Source organism: Cellulomonas sp. P4_D11, from assembly GCF_056401915.1.
The window spans coordinates 55,050-72,965 of record NZ_JBFUIK010000007.1 but is presented as its reverse complement, the minus strand read 5'-3'; the positions used below and the strand labels follow the sequence as shown (position 1 = coordinate 72,965).

The 17,916-nt window shown below is 73.9% G+C and carries 15 protein-coding genes; 14 read left to right on the top strand and 1 reads right to left on the bottom strand.

Annotation, left to right across the window (positions count from 1 at the left end):
• Positions 1–11 precede the first annotated feature (11 nt).
• The 5 genes from AC1DT4_RS06530 (at position 12) to AC1DT4_RS06510 (ending at position 4,598) form a co-directional block, all read left to right on the top strand.
• Positions 12–650 carry a 5-oxoprolinase subunit B family protein gene (locus tag AC1DT4_RS06530; protein ID WP_477088959.1) on the top strand — a complete coding sequence of 213 codons (639 nt, stop codon included), beginning with the start codon at positions 12–14 and terminating at the stop codon, positions 648–650.
• Between the two features lie 13 nt (positions 651–663).
• On the top strand, positions 664–1,530 hold the full coding sequence (locus tag AC1DT4_RS06525; RefSeq protein ID WP_477088958.1) for a 5-oxoprolinase subunit C family protein: 867 nt from the start codon (positions 664–666) through the stop codon (positions 1,528–1,530).
• Between the two features lie 209 nt (positions 1,531–1,739).
• Complete coding sequence (locus AC1DT4_RS06520; RefSeq protein WP_477088957.1) at positions 1,740–3,554, top strand: ribonucleoside triphosphate reductase; 1,815 nt, start codon at positions 1,740–1,742, stop codon at positions 3,552–3,554.
• Positions 3,551–4,204 (top strand): anaerobic ribonucleoside-triphosphate reductase activating protein, encoded by a 654-nt coding sequence (locus AC1DT4_RS06515; protein ID WP_477088956.1) that lies wholly within the window; start codon positions 3,551–3,553, stop codon positions 4,202–4,204. Before AC1DT4_RS06520 ends, AC1DT4_RS06515 begins: the two co-directional genes overlap by 4 nt.
• Before the next feature lie 58 nt (positions 4,205–4,262).
• Positions 4,263–4,598 (top strand): STAS domain-containing protein, encoded by a 336-nt coding sequence (locus tag AC1DT4_RS06510; RefSeq protein ID WP_477088955.1) that lies wholly within the window; start codon positions 4,263–4,265, stop codon positions 4,596–4,598.
• Here the strand turns inward: AC1DT4_RS06510 and AC1DT4_RS06505 are convergent.
• Entirely contained in the window at positions 4,588–5,820 is a 1,233-nt protein-coding gene (locus AC1DT4_RS06505) for a hypothetical protein (protein WP_477088954.1), read from the bottom strand. The two genes, AC1DT4_RS06510 and AC1DT4_RS06505, sit on opposite strands and share 11 nt — an antisense overlap.
• A 390-nt stretch (positions 5,821–6,210) precedes the next feature.
• Between AC1DT4_RS06505 and AC1DT4_RS06500 the strand changes: the two genes are divergently transcribed.
• The 9 genes from AC1DT4_RS06500 to AC1DT4_RS06460 all read left to right on the top strand — a co-directional run bounded on the left by AC1DT4_RS06500 (position 6,211) and on the right by AC1DT4_RS06460 (position 17,837).
• A complete protein-coding gene (locus AC1DT4_RS06500) occupies positions 6,211–8,505 on the top strand; it encodes a sodium-translocating pyrophosphatase (RefSeq protein WP_477088953.1) in 2,295 nt (764 codons plus the stop codon).
• 199 nt (positions 8,506–8,704) lie between these two features.
• Positions 8,705–9,373 (top strand): ThuA domain-containing protein, encoded by a 669-nt coding sequence (locus AC1DT4_RS06495; protein WP_477088952.1) that lies wholly within the window; start codon positions 8,705–8,707, stop codon positions 9,371–9,373.
• A 38-nt stretch (positions 9,374–9,411) separates the two neighbouring features.
• Positions 9,412–10,053 (top strand): endonuclease/exonuclease/phosphatase family protein, encoded by a 642-nt coding sequence (locus AC1DT4_RS06490; protein ID WP_477088951.1) that lies wholly within the window; start codon positions 9,412–9,414, stop codon positions 10,051–10,053.
• 102 nt (positions 10,054–10,155) lie between these two features.
• On the top strand, positions 10,156–11,700 hold the full coding sequence (locus tag AC1DT4_RS06485) for a DUF7059 domain-containing protein (protein WP_477088950.1): 1,545 nt from the start codon (positions 10,156–10,158) through the stop codon (positions 11,698–11,700).
• A gap of 212 nt (positions 11,701–11,912) precedes the next feature.
• Positions 11,913–13,022 (top strand): efflux RND transporter periplasmic adaptor subunit, encoded by a 1,110-nt coding sequence (locus AC1DT4_RS06480; protein ID WP_477088949.1) that lies wholly within the window; start codon positions 11,913–11,915, stop codon positions 13,020–13,022.
• On the top strand, positions 13,015–13,743 hold the full coding sequence (locus tag AC1DT4_RS06475; protein ID WP_477088948.1) for an ABC transporter ATP-binding protein: 729 nt from the start codon (positions 13,015–13,017) through the stop codon (positions 13,741–13,743). Before AC1DT4_RS06480 ends, AC1DT4_RS06475 begins: the two co-directional genes overlap by 8 nt.
• Entirely contained in the window at positions 13,740–14,972 is a 1,233-nt protein-coding gene (locus AC1DT4_RS06470) for an ABC transporter permease (protein WP_477088947.1), read from the top strand. The genes AC1DT4_RS06475 and AC1DT4_RS06470 overlap by 4 nt, the downstream gene beginning before the upstream one ends.
• A gap of 26 nt (positions 14,973–14,998) precedes the next feature.
• Positions 14,999–15,895 (top strand): DUF5666 domain-containing protein, encoded by an 897-nt coding sequence (locus AC1DT4_RS06465; protein WP_477088946.1) that lies wholly within the window; start codon positions 14,999–15,001, stop codon positions 15,893–15,895.
• A complete protein-coding gene (locus AC1DT4_RS06460) occupies positions 15,888–17,837 on the top strand; it encodes an efflux RND transporter periplasmic adaptor subunit (RefSeq protein ID WP_477088945.1) in 1,950 nt (649 codons plus the stop codon). Before AC1DT4_RS06465 ends, AC1DT4_RS06460 begins: the two co-directional genes overlap by 8 nt.
• The last annotated feature ends 79 nt before the right edge of the window (positions 17,838–17,916 follow it).

Genomic DNA, 17,916 nt, shown 5'->3' with positions numbered 1-17,916 from the left:
AGGATCGGAGCATGACCGACGCGCGCGACCTGCGGGTGCTCCCCTACGGGGAGGACGCCGTGCTCGTCGAGCTGCCGGGTCTCGACGAGGTCCGCGCCCTCGACGACGCGATCCGGGCAGCGCGGGCGACCGACCCGGACGCCGCGACGATCGTCGACCAGGTGCCTGCCGCGCGGACCCTGCTCCTGCGGGTGCGGGACGGCGAGGACGCCCGCGAGCTCCCGGTGGAGCGCTGGTGGGCGGGGCGGTCCGCGAGCGCGCAGGCCGTGGGGACGGAGGTCGTCCTGGAGGTCGACTACGACGGTCCCGACCTCGCGGACGTCGCGCGGCTGACCGGCCTGACCGTGGACGAGGTCGTCGCCCGGCACACGGGTGCGCGGTACACGGTGGCGTTCGGCGGCTTCATGCCCGGCTTCGCCTACCTGACGGGTCTCGACCCCGCGCTGCGGGTGCCCCGGCTCGACAGCCCTCGCCCGAGGGTGCCGGCGGGCTCGGTCGCGATCGCCGACACGTTCAGCGCGGTCTACCCGGCCGCGACGCCGGGCGGGTGGCGTCTGCTGGGCCGCTGCGGGACGACCCTCTTCGACGTGGACGCGGAACCGCCGGCGCTGCTCCGGCCGGGCACCCGCGTGCGGTTCACGGCGTCATGACGGCCGCGATGTCATGACGGCCGCGATCGAGGTGGTCGAGCCCGGTCTCCTCACGCTGGTCGAGGACCTCGGGCGGCCGGGCTGGGCGCACATCGGCGTCGGACGGTCGGGGGCCGCCGACGCGGCTGCGTTGCGGCTGGGCAACCGGCTCGTCGCCAACGACGAGGGGGCCGCTGGGCTCGAGGTGCTGCTCGGTGGGCTGCGGCTGCGCGCCCGCGGGGACCTCACGGTGGCGCTGACCGGCGCGCGCGGGCCGGCATGGGTCGACGACCGGCCGGTGGGCCACGAGGCCGTGCTGGAGCTGTCCGCGGGCGCGGAGCTGCTGCTCGGCACCGTCGTCTCCGGCCTGCGGACCTACGTGGCGGTGCGCGGGGGTATCGACGTGCCATCGGTGCTCGGCTCGCGGAGCACCGACCAGCTGGCCGGCCTCGGTCCGGCCGTGCTGGCCCCCGGCGACGTCCTGCCGGTCGGGCCGGCGCCCGAGGGCTGGCCGCTGATCGACGTCGCACCGGTCCGGTCGTGGCCCGACCACGTCCTGCTCCCGGTGGTGCCCGGGCCGCACGCCGACTGGTTCGTCGACCCGCTCGCCCGTTTGTGCGGACCGCACGAGTACCACGTGACGCCGGCGACGAACCGGGTGGCCGTGCGGCTCGACGGGCCGGCCGTCAGCCGAACGCCGGAGCGCGTCGGGCGCGAGCTCCCCTCGGAGGGCCTCGTCGTCGGCGCGGTCCAGATCCCCCCGGACGGGCAGCCCGTCGTGTTCTCGGTCGACCACCCGGTGACCGGCGGCTACCCGGTGGCCGCGGTGCTCCGTCGGCACGCGCTCGGGCTGCTCGGGCAGCTCCGCCCGGGCGACCCGGTGCGCTTCGTCCGCGGCTGACGGGCCACTCGGGACCGGGCGACGTGACGAGGTCGCGCGGGTCACGACGAGGGCGCCGGAGCGACACGACGAGGGCTCCGGAGCGACACGCCGCCGACTCGCGCGGACCTGCCGCACGGCGGCCGGCGGCAGGGACGTAGGTCCCCCGGGCCGGAACAGGCCCGGGCATAGAACTGGCGCACCCGATCCCCGACGACGAGGAGTGCCCCATGTCCGAGCGAGTGGTCGTCGAGGTGGGCTCGTCGATCGACGAGTACCTCGACCGCAGCGACTGGCGCGTGGCCGCCAACGCCAACCAGGGCTACTCCCTCGGGGGGCTGATCCTGCAGACCAGCGGCAAGGTCGTCGCCAACTACTGGCTCAGCCACGTCTACCCGGCCGAGATCGGCGAGGCGCACCGCGAGGGCGACCTGCACATCCACGACCTCGACATGCTGTCCGGCTACTGCGCCGGCTGGTCGCTGCGGACGCTGCTGCAGGAGGGCCTCAACGGCGTGCCCGGCAAGGTCGACGCCCGCCCGCCGCGGCACTTCAGCTCCGCGATCGGCCAGATCGTCAACTTCCTCGGCACCATGCAGAACGAGTGGGCCGGCGCGCAGGCGTTCAGCTCCTTCGACACGTACATGGCGCCGTACGTGCGGCTCGACGGCCTGACGTACCCGCAGGTGCTGCAGGGCGTCCAGGAGCTCGTCTACAACCTCAACGTCCCGTCGCGGTGGGGCACCCAGACGCCGTTCACCAACCTCACGTTCGACTGGACCTGCCCGGACGACCTGCGCGACGAGGTCCCGCTGGTGGCCGACCAGCCGTGCGACTTCACGTACGGCGAGCTCCAGCGCGAGATGGACCTGATCAACCGCGCCTACATCGAGGTGATGACCGACGGTGACGCGTCGGGCCGGGTGTTCACGTTCCCGATCCCCACGTACAACGTCACCAAGGACTTCGACTGGCACAGCGAGAACGCGGACCGCCTGTTCGCGATGACCGCCAAGTACGGGCTGCCGTACTTCCAGAACTTCCTCAACTCCGAGCTCAACCCGGGCGACGTCCGGTCGATGTGCTGCCGCCTGCAGCTGGACCTGCGCGAGCTGCTCAAGCGCGGCAACGGCCTGTTCGGGTCCGCGGAGCAGACCGGGTCGATCGGCGTGGTGACCATCAACTGCGGCCGGCTCGGGTACCTCCACAAGGACGACGAGGCGGGCCTGATCACCGCCCTCGACCGGCTCATCGACCTCGCGTGCACGTCGCTGGAGCTCAAGCGCTCGCTGATCCAGCGGCTCATCGACGACGGCCTGTTCCCGTACACGCGTCGCTACCTGGGCACGCTCGACAACCACTTCTCGACGATCGGCGTCAACGGGCTGCACGAGATGGTCCGCAACCTCACGGGCGACCGGTACGGCCTCGTCGACCACCGCGGCCACGCCCTCGTCGTCCGGGTGCTCGACCACGTCCGGGCGCGGATGGTCGAGCTGCAGGAGGCGACCGGCCACCTCTACAACCTCGAGGCGACCCCGGCCGAGGGTGCGACGTACCGATTCGCCAAGGAGGACCTGCGCCGGTTCCCCGGGATCCTGCAGGCCGGCACGCCCGACCACCCGTACTACACGAACTCCTCGCAGCTGCCCGTCGGGTACACCGACGACCCGTTCGAAGCCCTCGCCCGGCAGGACGAGCTGCAGACCAAGTACACCGGCGGCACGGTCCTGCACCTCTACATGGCGGAGCGCCTGTCCAGCCCGGACGCGTGCCGGACGCTGGTCCGCCGCGCCCTGTCGAGCTTCCGGCTGCCGTACCTGACGGTCACCCCGACGTTCTCGATCTGCCCGCGCCACGGCTACCTCGCGGGCGAGCAGCCGACGTGCCCGCGGTGCGCCGACGAGTGGCCCGGGTCCGAGCCGGTGGTCTGCGAGGTGTGGACGCGGGTCATGGGGTACCACCGGCCCGTGAGCTCGTTCAACGTGGGCAAGCAGGGCGAGCACGCCGAGCGGACGCCGTTCCGGGAGGCCGTCCTGGTATGAGCGGGCTCGCGATCGCGGGGCTGGTCCCGCTCTCGTCGTGCGACTGGCCCGGCCGCCTCGTCGCGACCGCCTTCCTGCAGGGCTGCCCGTGGCGGTGCACCTACTGCCACAACGCGGCGATCCTCGACCCCCGCGCGCCGGGGACCGTGCCGTGGGAGGACGTGCTCGACCTGCTCGGTCGCCGGCACGGCCTGCTCGACGGCCTCGTCCTCTCGGGCGGGGAGCCGACGAGGCAGGCCGGGCTGGCCGACGCCGCGCGCGAGGTCCGGGCCGTGGGGTTCGGCGTCGGCCTGCACACGGCCGGCGCCTATCCGCGCCGGCTGGCGGCGGTGCTCCCGCACGTCGACTGGGTGGGTCTCGACATCAAGGCGCCGGCGCGGCTCTACCGCGCGATCACCCGGGTCGGCGGGCCGACGACGAGCGCCGACGCCGCGTTCGCGTCCCTCCGGCTCGTCCTCGACGCGGGCGTCGACGTGCAGGTGCGCACGACCGTCGACCCGACGGTGCTCGGCGCCGCCGACGTCGAGGAGCTCACCGCGGTCCTGGCGGACCTCGGGGTGCGCGACCACGTGCTGCAGGAGGCCCGGCCGGACGGGACGACGAGCGAGTACCGGGCGGCCCTCGCCGCCGCACGGCGGTTGCCGGGGTAACCCGTCCTCGTCGCGGGGCGTCCACTCTGTTTGAATGCCCCCAAGAGAGGGGACCCGCGTGGATGTGCGTGTGACCAGCCGGGACATCGGTCCCCGGACCGTCGTCGAGGTCGAGGGCGAGATCGACGTGTCGTCCGCCGACGCCCTGCGCGACCAGCTGTCGGAGCTCCTCGAGCGCGACCGCACCGACCTCGTCATCGACCTGCGGGCCGTGACGTTCATGGACTCGACCGGCCTCGGCGTGCTCGTCGGCACCCTGAAGAAGGTCCGGCTGGCCGGCGGCCAGCTGCAGCTGGTGATCGACTCCGAGCGGCTGCTCAAGGTCTTCCGCATCACCGCGCTGCTGCAGGTGTTCACCGTGCAGGAGACGGTCGAGGCCGCGCTCAGCTCGTGAGCGTCACGGTGAACGGTCGGCCCATGATGTCGGGCACCGGGTCGCCGTCGTCCCGCGGCGTGCCGTCGGGCAGCAGCACGGCGGCGAGGAGCATGCGCGGGTAGATCGTGTAGACCCCCGCGGGGAGCGGCGGTCCGTCGGTCCAGCCGCCGTCGAGGCATTCGGTCAGGACCGCCGAACGCTCCTGCGGCACCGTGTCGCCGTGGCCGAGGTCGACGCCGTGCAGCATGCCGTCGTACGTCAGCTGGGTGTCGCCGACGACGACGCCGTCCTGGACCGCGACGTACTCCACCTGCCAGCCGAGGAATGCCGCCGTGCGGTCGGCGCCGGCGAACCGCAGCTCGCCGGTGACGGTCAGCGGGGTGCCCGCCGCCAGCGTGGTGGTCGTGGGGGTGACGTCGAGCGTGAGCAGCCACGGCGACAGCGGCGCCGCCGGCTCGGCGTCCCCGCAGGTGACCGGGTCCTGGAAGGGGCCGGCGTCCATGCCGACGGTCGACCACTCCGGGACGGCGACGTCGGTCGCCGTGCCCTCGATGCTGAACGCCACGGCGCTGCCGACGGCGATGCTGTCCGTCGACGCGGGATCCTTCGCCAGCTCCTCGAGCTCCTCCCACGACAGGTCGTCCGTCTCCGCGTCGAGCCGACCCACCTCCGCCCAGGGCACGAGCGAGTAGGCGCCCGCAGGCAGCGGGCGGCCCGGGGTCGCCGGACCGTCACCCGCGTCGCACACGGCGAGGTCGAGGCTGCCCACGTACTCGGTCGGGCTCGACTCGCCGTACGCCGGCTGGATGGCCGGGGGCGCGGGGTGCCCCCGGTAGACGTCGCCGGTGGCGACGACGACCCCGTCGTGGAGGACCGCGAACGTGGGACCTGTGCCGGGCGTCACGCCGTCGCCCGCCGGCGCGCTGTCGTCGTAGGTGAGTCCGACGCCGGCCGACAACCGCAGCGGCTCGCCCGCCTGCACGGTGGTGGCCCGCAGCTCGACGACCGGGAGGAACGAGGTGGTCACAGGCAGGGCCGGGGTCGCGTCGGCCAGCGCGCCGCAGGCGCCGAACGGCAGCGCCGGGTCGCCGGCGGGGAGGACCACGGGGTCGGTGGTCGGCGTCGCGACCGGCGTGGGGCTCGCGGTGGCCGGCGGTGCGGCCTCGGGTCGGCTCGTGCACCCCGCGACGGCCACGGCGACCAGCAGGGCGGCCAGCCCGGCGCTCAGTCGCGTGTGCACGTCGGCACTGTAGGCCCGGCGGCAGCCTCCTCGTCGGCACCGGGGCCGTCGGCGAGCAGATGGGTGATCTTCGCGAGGGTGCCGTGGAGCGGTAGGCGTCCAGGTACGTGGTGAGGATGACGTGGCGGACGTACGCCTCGCCCCACTCGACCTCGTGCGGCCGGTGCGGCGACCAGCGCCCCGAGCTCCTGCTCCCAGCCCACGCGTCTCCTCTCCCGACCGTCACCCACCCAGACGTCCGTCACATCGGAACGGTTGGGGGTGAACACGATGGACGCGTGGTGGTGCGATCCACGTCACATCTGCTGGCTAGACTCACCGGGTCGCACAGCAACGGGGCTGCGTGACAGGCGCGGTCAGGGGGGCCTCGCTGATGTCCGAGGAGGATGCATGGTCGAGCTCGGGTCAACGAGCATCACGATCGTCAGTGTCATCGCGGCCGTTGCGGTCGCGTCCCTGCTCATCGCCGTTGTGCTGCGCCGTCAGGTGCTCGCGGCCGGTGAGGGGACCGAGTCCATGCGCGAGATCGCGCGCGCGGTCCAGGAAGGGGCAGCGGCGTACCTGAGCCGCCAGTTCCGCACCCTGGCCCTCTTCGCGGTCGTCGTCTGTGCCCTGCTCTTCCTGCTGCCGGGCGACAGCGGCGTCAAGGTCGGTCGGTCGGTCTTCTTCCTGATCGGCGCCGGGTTCTCCGCCGCGATCGGGTACCTGGGCATGTGGCTGGCCACGCGGGCCAACGTCCGGGTGGCCGCCGCCGCGTCCGAGAAGGGTGGGCGTGCAGAGGGCGCGCGCATCGCGTTCCGGACCGGCGGGTTCGTGGGCATGAGCGTCGTGGGCCTCGGCCTGCTCGGCGCCGCGTCCGTCGTCCTGCTCTACAAGGCGGAGGCGCCGGCGGTCCTCGAGGGCTTCGGCTTCGGTGCGGCGCTGCTCGCCATGTTCATGCGTGTCGGCGGCGGCATCTTCACCAAGGCGGCCGACGTGGGCGCCGACCTCGTCGGCAAGGTCGAGCAGGGCATCCCGGAGGACGACCCGCGCAACGCCGCCACGATCGCGGACAACGTGGGCGACAACGTGGGCGACTGCGCGGGCATGGCCGCCGACCTGTTCGAGTCCTACGCCGTGACGCTGGTCGCCGCGCTCATCCTGGGCAAGGCGGCGTTCGGTGAGCAGGGTCTGGTCTTCCCGCTGATCGTCACGGCGATGGGCGCGCTGGTCGCGGTCCTCGGCGTCTTCATCACGCGGGTGCGCGGCGCGGAGAGCGGGCTGGCGGCCATCAACCGCGGCTTCTACATCTCGGCGCTCGTCGGCGTGGGCCTCTCGGCGATCGCGGCGTTCGTCTACCTGCCGTCGACCTTCGCGGACTTCACGGGCGGCACGGCCGGTCTGGAGACGCACGCCGGGGACCCGCGCCTCATCGCCTCGATCGCGGTGGCCATCGGCGTCGTCCTGGCCGGGATCATCCTCTGGGTCACCGGCTACTTCACGGGCACGACGAGCAAGCCGACGCTCCACGTCGCGCGCACCACGCTCACCGGCGCGGCCACGGTGGTCCTCTCGGGCATCGGGGTCGGCTTCGAGTCCGCCGTCTACACCGCGGGCATCATCGCCGCGGCGATCTGCGGCGTGTTCCTGCTGGCCGGCGGCTCGGTGGCGCTGTCGCTGTTCCTCATCGCGCTGGCCGGCTGCGGCCTGCTGACCACGGTCGGCGTCATCGTCGCCATGGACACGTTCGGGCCCGTGAGCGACAACGCGCAGGGCATCGCGGAGATGTCCGGCGACGTGACTCCCGAGGGCGCGCAGATCCTCACGGACCTGGACGCCGTCGGCAACACCACGAAGGCCGTCACCAAGGGCATCGCGATCGCGACGGCCGTCCTCGCGGCGACCGCGCTGTTCGGGTCGTACGCCGAGGCGGTGGCGAGCGCTCTGCGCACCGCGGGGGACGTCACCGACGACATCACGGCCTCGATGCTCAACTACAGCATCATCAGCCCGGTCACCCTGGTCGGCGTGATCCTCGGTGGCGCGACGGTGTTCCTGTTCTCGGGGCTGGCCATCGACGCCGTGACCCGCGCAGCCGGGGCGATCGTCTTCGAGGTCCGGCGCCAGTTCCGGGAGAACCCCGGGATCATGACGTACGAGGTGCGACCGGAGTACGGCAAGGTCGTGGACATCTGCACCCGTGACTCCCTGCGGGAGCTGGCGACGCCCGGGTTGCTCGCGGCGTTCGCGCCGATCGCCGTCGGCTTCGGCCTCGGGGTCGGACCGCTCGCCGGGTTCCTCGGCGGGGCCATCGCGACCGGCGTGCTCATGGCGGTCTTCCTGGCCAACTCGGGCGGCGCCTGGGACAACGCGAAGAAGATCGTCGAGGACGGCAACTTCGGTGGCAAGGGGTCCGACGCCCACGCGGCGGCGGTCATCGGCGACACCGTGGGTGACCCGTTCAAGGACACCGCCGGACCGGCCATCAACCCGCTGATCAAGGTGATGAACCTGGTCTCGCTGCTCATCGCGCCGGCCGTCGTGGCCGTCTCGGTGGGCACCGACGCCAGCACGACGGCGCGCGTGTCCATCGCCGTCGTCGCCGCGCTCATCGCCGGTGGCGCGGTCGTCATGTCCCGCCTGCGGGCGGCGCGTGCCGACAAGAGCGACCTGACCCGCGAGGCCGAGAAGGCTCTCGCCGGCTGAGTGCCGAGTCGACGAGGCCCCCGCTCACCACGAGCGGGGGCCTCGTCGGTCAGGACGGGGAGCGGTCGACCCCCTGCTCGCCTTGCTCGTCGCCGCGGAGCTGGTCAAGCCGGGCGTCGGGGTGCTCGTCGCGTGCGCTCCGCTGCTCGTTGTGGTGTGGTCGAACGCGCGGAACGCGCTGACCCCCTGGGAGGACTGAATGCCCCGCGCGCTGGTGCTGGCCGGCCACGGCCGGTACGAGGACCCGTGGCACGACGCCGCGGCGATCTCGCACCGGCTGGCGTCCCTGCTCGCCGACGAGGGCGTCGAGAGCACGATCCGCGGCACGTTTCCGGACGCGCTCGACGACGTGGACCCCGCGCTCGTGATCGTGGCGTGCGGCCGCGGTCGGCCCGACCCGTCGTTCGACGGGACCGACGAGGACTGGGCGCCGTTCCACGAGAGGCTCGCGTCGCTGGTGGCGTCCGGCGTCCCGGTGCTCGGGCTCCACCAGGCCGCGAACACCTTCGCCGACTCGCCCACGTGGGGCCGGGTGCTCGGCGGCCGCTGGGTCGAGGGGACGTCGTGGCACCCACCGCACGGCGCCGCGTCGTTCCGGGTGGTCTCCGCCGAGCACCCGATCACCGCCGGGCTGGGCGTCGTCGAGGCCGACGACGAGCGGTACCTCTCGCTGGCCGTCTCGCCCGACGTGCAGGTGCTGGTCGTCGCGGACCACGAGGGAGCCGCGCACCCGGTCGTCTGGGTCGCCCCCGGACCGGGGCGGGTGGTCTACGACGCCCTCGGGCACGACGTCCGCTCCTACGACTCGCCGTCCCGCGTCGACCTGTTCCGCCGCGAGGTCCGCTGGCTGCTCGTGCTCGACAGCTGACCTGCGCGGTCGTCGCGCGGCTGGCAGGCTCGTGGTCCATGCGGGTCATGACGTACAACCTCAAGGGCCTGCACCTGTCTGCCGCCGCGGCGGTGGCCGTCGTCCGGGCCGCGGCGCCCGACGTCCTCGGGGTCCAGGAGCCGCCGCGCGGCGTGCTCGGTCGGTGGCGCATGGCCCGCTTCGCGCGCCAGGTCGGGCTGCGCCCGGTGGTCAGCGGGCGCGGCGCACGCACGACCGCGCTGCTGGTCGCGCGCGGGCGCACGGTGTCCGACTCCCGGGCGCTGCGGTTGTCCTGGCAGCCGGGCCGGACCCGGCGAGGCGTCTCCGTCGCGACGATCGACGGCGTCCGGTTCGTCGTCGTCCACCTGTCGCTGGTCCGCACGGAGCGCGCCGAGCATCTCTCGGGGCTGCTGAGGGACCACGTCCCGGCGGCCCGCGGCGTCGTCCTCGGCGACCTCAACGAGCGGCCCGACGGCGCGGCGTGGGCGCGGCTGACCGGCGTGCTGGTCGACACCGACCCGTCCGGCGGTCCCACGTTCCCGGCGGTCGAGCCGCGGCACCGGATCGACGCGATCCTGGTGACCCCGGACCTCGGCTTCTCCGCGCCGCGCGTCCCGTCCGGCCCGGACGTCCTGCACGCGAGCGACCACCGCCCGCTGATCGTCGACCTGACCCTCTGACCCCGGCTCCTGGTCCGGGCCGTCCGCAGGACCGAGCGTCCCGACGACCGGATGTGCGGACGTCGTCGGTGGTGAGGGTGGCGGGGCGGGGATGATGGCTGGGTGGCTCATGACTCCGCGCCCGGTGCGCCCCGGCCCGACGCCGCGCTCGTCGCGGCCCTCCGCGACGACCTGCACGGCTCCGGCTACGGCGTCGCCGGCGTCGAGGAGGTGCTCGGGCCCGTCGCTGCCGACGCCCTGCACCGCGAGGAGCCCCTGCCGGCGTTGCGGGCGACGGCGAGGGCCGCCGACGACGTCGTCGCGGGTCTGGTCCGCACGTTCCTGCTCGGGGCGACGACGCCGCGCCGGACGCTCGAGCGCGCGCTGCCGACCCTGACTGTGGCCGGTGCCGAGCAGCTGGGCCTCGTCGAGGCGGATGGCGACGAGGTCCGCGCGCGCGTCGACCTGCGCCCGTACGCGGCGGTCGACGGGGGCGGGGAGGTCGACTGGTGGATCGCGTCCGACCTGGGCGAGCTCGCCACCGGCGACGCCCTGCGGACCGACCACGTGCTCGGTGTCGGCGGGGCGTCGACCACGCTGGCGCAGGTCACGGTGCGCGACGAGCGGGACCACGTGCTCGACCTCGGCACCGGCTGCGGGATCCAGGCGCTGCACGCGTCCAGGCACTCGCGCCGGGTCGTCGGCACGGACATCTCGCGTCGGGCGCTCGGGTTCGCGCGGTTCAACGCCCTGCTCGCCGGCCTGGACGGGTTCCGCCTCGAGCTGCGCGAGGGGTCGATGCTCGAGCCCGTGGCCGAGGAGCGCTTCGACCTCGTCGTCAGCAACCCGCCGTTCGTCATCACCCCGCGGACCCCGGGGATGCCCTCCTACGAGTACCGCGACGGCGGCCGGGCCGGCGACGCGATCGTGCGGGAGCTGGTCGAGGGCGTCGGCGCGGTCCTGGCACCCGGCGGCGTCGCGCAGCTGCTGGGCAACTGGGAGGTCCGCCGGGGCGAGGAGTGGCACGAGCGCGTCGGCTCGTGGCTCGACGCCAGCGGGCTCGACGGCTGGGTGGTGCAGCGCGAGCTGCAGGACCCGGCGCAGTACGCCGAGACCTGGATCCGCGACGGCGGGACGACGCCCGACCGGGACCGGGCCGCGTGGGACGAGCGGTACGGGCTCTGGCTCGACGACTTCGCGTCGCGGGACGTGGAGGGGATCGGCTTCGGCATCGTGACCCTGCGCAAGCCGCTCGGGGAGCCGTCGCTGCGGCGGCTCGAGGAGGTCACGGGCACCGTCCGGCAGCCGCTCGGGCCGGCGATCGCGGCGTCGCTCGCCGCTCACGACTGGCTCGCGATGCCGGACGACGAGCTCGCGGCGCAGCGCCTCGTCGTCGCCCTCGACGTCACCGAGGAGCGCTACCTGACGCCCGGCTCGGCTGACCCGCAGGTGGTCCTCCTGCGCCAGGGCGGCGGCTTCGGCCGGGCGGTCCAGGCCGGCACGGCGCTCGCGGGCTTCGTCGGGGTCTGCGACGGCGAGCTCACGGTCGGGCAGATCGTCAACGCCCTGGGCGCCCTGCTGGAGGTGGGAGCCGACGCGGTCGCGGCGGACATCCTCCCGTCCGCCCGCGGCCTGGTCCGCGACGGCCTCCTTCTCCCGGCGGACTAGCCCCCGCAACGTCCGAGCAGATGCAGGTCAGGGCCTCCATCAGCTCGGACGTTGCGCGTCCTGCGCCTCACAGGTGAGCCACAGGCCGGTGCTACGGCCGGCCCAGCACCCGTCCCTACGTTCGGCCCAGGTCACAGGACCGGGCGGACGTGAGGGAGAACATGCAGCACCTTTGGAGACGGACGACGCCGCTGACGAGGACGGTCTCGGCCGTGGTCCTCGTCGGCCTCGTCGCCGCGGCAGTCTGGTGGTTCGGGATCAGGGACGCGTCGGCGGCGTCGGCGGCCCCCGTGACGCGGACGACCGCGGCGAGCCTGACGACGATGCAGAAGTCGGTCAGCGGCAGCGGGACGCTCACGCCGTCGGTGCAGCAAGACGTGAGCTTCGACGTGAGCGGCACGGTGACGTCTGTCCCGGTCGCGGTCGGGCAGACGGTCACGGCCGGCCAGACGCTCGCCACGGTGGACACCCTGCAGCTCAATGCCGACCTCCTCCAGGCGAAGGCGACGCTGGCGAGCGCACGGGCCAAGCTCTCCGACGCCAGCGGCAGCGCGCAGGTCGCCGCCGCGCAGGCGCAGGTCGACGTGGCCGAGTCGGGCGTCGACACCGCGCAGGCGGCGATGGACGGCGCCACCCTCGTCGCCCCGGTCGCCGGTCTGCTCACCGCGGTGAACCTCGAGGTCGGGGACGCCGTGGGAAGCAGCGGCCCGTCGTCGGGCGGCGGCGACACGACGACCGCGCAGTTCACCATCGTCGGCACCGACGCGTGGGAGGTCGACGTCACGGTGAGCGACGCGGACGTGGCGCTCATCGAGGTCGGCGACCAGGCGGAGGTCACGCTCGACGGCGCCACGGACCCGGTGTTCGGCACCATCAGCGAGATCGGCCTGCTGTCCACCAGCGACTCCGGCGTCGCGGCCTACCCGGTGACGGTCGCCGTCACCGGTGACCAGGAGGGCCTGCACGACGGCGTCTCCGCGGACGTCGAGCTGGTCTACGAGCGCCGTACCGACGTGCTCACCGTCCCGAGCCTCGCGGTCACCACCGCGGCGGACGGGACGACGACCGTCAAGCAGGTCGACGCCGACGGGAAGACCGTCGACGTCCCGGTCACCACGGGGGAGACGTCGGGCAACCTCACCGAGATCACGGAGGGCCTGGCCGAGGGCGACGAGGTCGTGCTCGCGACGTTCACCCCGGGCACGGGCGGGACCGGCCGGCAGAACCAGGGCACGTTCCCCGAGGGCGGGTTCCAGGGCGGTCCTCCGGTCGACGGCGGCAGCGGCCCGGTCCTGCAGCAGGGCGGTCCGACGAATGGCTGAGCTGGCGCTGCCGTTCTCCGAGACGGCGTCGACGAGTCCCGACGAGCCCGTCATCGACCTCGTCGGCGTCAGGAAGACCTACACGTCGGGCAGCATCGAGTTCGAGGCCCTGCGCGGCATCGACCTGCGGATCGAGCCGGGCGAGTACGTCGCCGTCATGGGTCCGTCGGGGTCGGGCAAGTCGACGCTGATGAACATCCTCGGCTGCCTGGACACCCTGTCCGCCGGGTCGTACCACCTGGCCGGCGAGGACGTGGGGGAGCTCGACGAGATCGACCTCGCGGACATCCGGAACCGCCGGATCGGGTTCGTGTTCCAGCAGTTCAACCTCCTGCCGTCGCTGTCGGCGTGGCGGAACGTCGAGCTCCCGCTGGTCTACGGGCGGGTGCCTCCCGCGGAACGACGGGAGCGGGCGGCGGACGCCCTGGACCGGGTCGGCCTGGCCGACCGGCTCGACAACCGACCCGGCGAGCTCTCCGGTGGCCAGCAGCAGCGCGTGGCGGTCGCCCGCGCCCTCGTCGGCGAGCCGGCCCTTCTCCTGGCCGACGAGCCCACGGGCAACCTCGACTCGACGTCCACGCACGACGTGCTGGCGCTGTTCGACGAGCTGCGCGCGCAGGGCCGCACGATCGTCCTCATCACGCACGAGGCCGACGTGGCCGAGCGTGCGGAGCGGGTGGTGCGCGTCCACGACGGGCTCATCGTCGGGGGTGCCGCATGACCTGGTCCGAGACCCTGCGCACGGGCTGGTCGGCGGTGACCTCGCACGCGATGCGGTCGATCCTCACCGTGCTCGGCATCCTCATCGGCATCGCCGCGGTCATCCTCACGGTCGGGCTCGGTCTCGGCACGCAGAAGGACGTCAGCGAGCAGATCAGCCAGCTGGGCAGCAACCTGCTCATCGTCCGCCCGGGCAGCAGCACCGGCACCGACGGCGTCCGCGGCGGCTTCGGCTCCCGCACCACTCTGACCACGGCCGACGCCGCGGCGCTGGACTCGTCCGTCAACGCGCCGGACATCGGCAAGGTGGCGGCCGAGAAGACGACGTCCGCGTCCCTCGAGGCCAACGACACCAACTGGACCACGAGCGTGGTCGGCACCAGCACGGACTGGCTCGACGTCCGCGGCCGCACGCTCGCGTCGGGTGCGTTCTTCACGGCCGACGACGAGGAGTCCCGCGCGGACGTGGTCGTGCTCGGGCCGGAGACGGCCGAGGAGCTGTTCGGCTCGACCCGCGTGGTCGGGCAGACGGTCACCGTCGGCGACACGGACCTGCGGGTCGTCGGGGTGCTGGAGGCCGAGGGCGCCAGCGGCGACAGCGACCTCGACGACATTGCTGTCATCCCGATGTCGACGGCGGCGGACACGCTCGTCGGCGGCCAGGACCGCAACGCGGTGTCGACGATCTACGTCCAGGCCGCCTCGACGGACCAGCTCAACGCCGCCTACCAGGAGGCCCAGAGCCTGCTGCTCAACCTGCACGGGATCACCGACGCGGACAGCGCCGACTTCACCATCAACAGCCAGGACGCCCTGGTGTCCACGGCGACCGCGGTCTACAAGACGCTGACCGTGCTGCTCACCGGCATCGCGGCCCTGTCCCTGCTGGTGGGGGGCATCGGGGTCATGAACATCATGCTCGTGTCCGTCACGGAGCGGACGCGCGAGATCGGCCTGCGCAAGGCGCTCGGCGCCCCGCCGTGGGCCATCCGGCGGCAGTTCCTGGTCGAGGCCGGCGTGCTCGGCCTGGCCGGCGGCGTGCTCGGCGCGGCGCTCGGCATCGTCGCGGCGCAGGTGCTGCCCGGCCTGCTCGACTCGTCGGTCGTCGTCTCCGGCGCGGCCGTGGCCGGGTCGGTCGTCGTCGCGATGGGCATCGGCCTCGTGTTCGGCGTCTACCCCGCCACGCGCGCCGCGCGACTGGCACCCATCGACGCGCTGCGCGCGGAGTGAACCCCCTCTCAGCAAGGAGTCTTCCCATGTCCACCCTGACCACGCGACTGCTTCCCGCGATCGCCGCGGCCTCGGTCCTCGCCCTCGCGGGCTGCTCCGCCGCCACCTCCGGGGCCCCCGCCCCCGCCGCGTCGGACGCGCCGACGCACCAGAGCGACGGCCCCGAGCGCTCCGGCCCGGGCGGCGGGGGAGGCGCGTCCGGCGAGATCGCGTCCGTCACCGGCGCGGTGATGGAGGTCCGCTCGACCGACGCGCAGACCGCGGTGACCTGGACCGACGCGACGACGTTCTCGGCGTCCGTCGCCGGCGCGCTCTCCGACGTCACGGTCGGCTCGTGCGTGGTGGCGGTGTCCACCGGCGCCAGCGACACGGGCTCCGACGCGACGGCGCCGCTCGAGGCCACGAGCATCCAGCTCACCGCGGCGGCCGACGACGGCAGCTGCGCCGGCGGCTTCGGCGGCGGCGGACCGGGCGGCGGCCCGCGCCCCGACGGCGCCCCGACGGACCTGCCCAGCATGCAGGCCGGCGACCGTCCGTCCGGCGCCCCGACGGACCTGCCTCCGGGCGGCGCCGTGAGGGCGTTCAACGGGGTGGCCGGAGGCACGGTCACCGCGATCGACGGCAGCACGCTGACCGTCGAGGTCACCGGCCCCGACGACGCCACGACCACCCGAACGGTCACGGTCACCGACGCGACGACCTACACGAAGTCGGTCACGGCGGACGCCTCGGCGATCGTCGTCGGCCAGTGCGCGAGCGCCCGCGGCGAGGCCGACGACAGCGGCAAGGTCACGGCAACCAGCATCACGATCTCCGCGCCGACCGACGGGGAGTGCTCCGCGGGGTTCACCGGCCGCGGATTCCAGGGCGGCCCGCCCCAGGGTGGCGCAGGAACCGACACGCAGGGCGGTTCCGATGCCTGAGCCCGCAGCCCGCCTGTCCGTCGCGCTGCGGCGCCGCGCGCGTCGGCGCCGCATCGTCGCCCTGGGTGTCGCCGGTGCCGTGGTCCTCGTGGCCGCGGGCGGCGGCGTGGCCCTGGCGGTCGGCGGTCCTGACGACGGCCGCTACCGCACGGTGAAGGCCGAGAAGGCGAGCGTCGAGCAGATCATCGACTCCGTCGGGGCGATCGCCTCGGCGAGTCGTCGGGACGCCTCGTTCTCGGTCGACGGGACCGTCGCCACGGTGAACGTCTCGGTCGGGCAGGTCGTGGCGGCCGGGGACGTGCTTGCGACCCTCGACGCCGACGCGCTCCAGGACGCGGTCGAGAAGGCGCAGGCGGACCTCGCCGATGCGCAGCAGCAGCTCAGCGACGACCTGGACTCGCAGACGGCGTCGTCGTCATCGAGCTCCTCGTCGTCCTCGTCGTCGCCGACCCCGACGGCCGCGCCGACCACCCCGACCGACTCGCCCAGCACGGGCGGCGACGACACCCCCGGCGGCGACTCGACCGACACCGCGGTCGCTGAGGCGGCGGCCGACGTCCAGCAGGCGCAGCGGGCGCTCCTCGACCAGTACCAGGTCACGGCCGACGCCCTGGCGACCAGCGGTGCGAGCGTCTCCGCATCGCAGGCGTCGTGCGCGGCGTTCCTCGCGGTCGTCGGCGGCGACGTCACGGGTGACCCGGCCGAGGGTTCCGACGACGGCTCCGGCGACGCCACGCCGACGCCCGACCCGACCGCGACCGACGACCCGGCCTCGACCGATGACACCGCCTCGACCGACGACACCGCGACCACCGACGACAACCCCACCGACGCGACGGCGATCGAGCAGGCGCTCGCCGACTGCCAGGCCGCGCTGACCGGCGCGCTCGACGCGCAGACCGCGACGGACACGGAGCAGCAGGCGCTGATGATGCTGGCCACGGCCCTGGACGACGCGGTGGCGGCGCTGCAGAAGGCGGTCGCGGACTCGTCCGCCGGCTCGTCGACCCCGTCGCAGTCGCCGACCACGCCGGTGGCCACGACCCCGTCGCAGGCGTCGACGAGCCCGTCGTCCAGCACCCCGTCGACGAGCACCCCGTCGACGAGCACCCCGTCGACCAGCACCCCGTCGTCCTCGCCGTCCGGCGGCGAGACCACGACGGTCGCGACGGCGGCGACGATCCTGGCCGACCAGGCCGCGATCGACCTGCAGGAGGCGAACGTCGCGCTGGCCCAGAGCCGGCTCCCGTTCGCGACGCTGACCAGCCCGGTCGCCGGCACGGTCGCGGCCGTCGCACTCGCGGTCGGCGACGCGGTCACGGCCTCGTCGACCACCGCGGTCATCACGGTCCTCGGCCCGGACGGCTACACGGTCACCACCAGCGTGCCGCTGACGAAGATCGACATCGTCACGGTCGGCCAGACGGCGCAGGTGACCACGCCGAGCACGGACGCGACGCTGACCGGCACCGTCAGCAGCATCGGGGTCCTCGACACGTCGACCACGGCCGACCCGGCCTACGCGGTCGAGCTCGCGCTGGACCCGACGGACGCCAAGCTCTACGACGGCGCCTCCGCGCAGGTCCACCTCTCGGTCGCGGGCGCCGACGAGGTGCTCACGGTCCCGACGTCGGCGGTGCACGTGGACGGCGCCACGGCGACGGTCCAGGTGCTGAAGGACGGCACCCCGACCGAGATCACCGTCACGCGCGGTGCGGTCGGCGCCGAGCGGACCGAGATCACCGACGGCCTCGCGGTCGGCGACGAGATCGTCCTCGCGGACCTCGACCAGGCGATCGAGTCCAGCACGTCGACGACCACGGGCCTGTCCGGCCTGGGCGGCGACCAGACCGAGCAGCTGGGCCCGCCGGAGGGCTTCGTGATGGACGGCAACGGCCCGCCGCCCGGCTTCACGGGCGGCGGCACCGACCGCAACGGCTGACCCGCCCGCAGGAATGTTCGGAATCCGGCCGAAGAACGGCCAGGTCCTGCACATTCCTGCGCGGGGCGGGCGGGGGCTC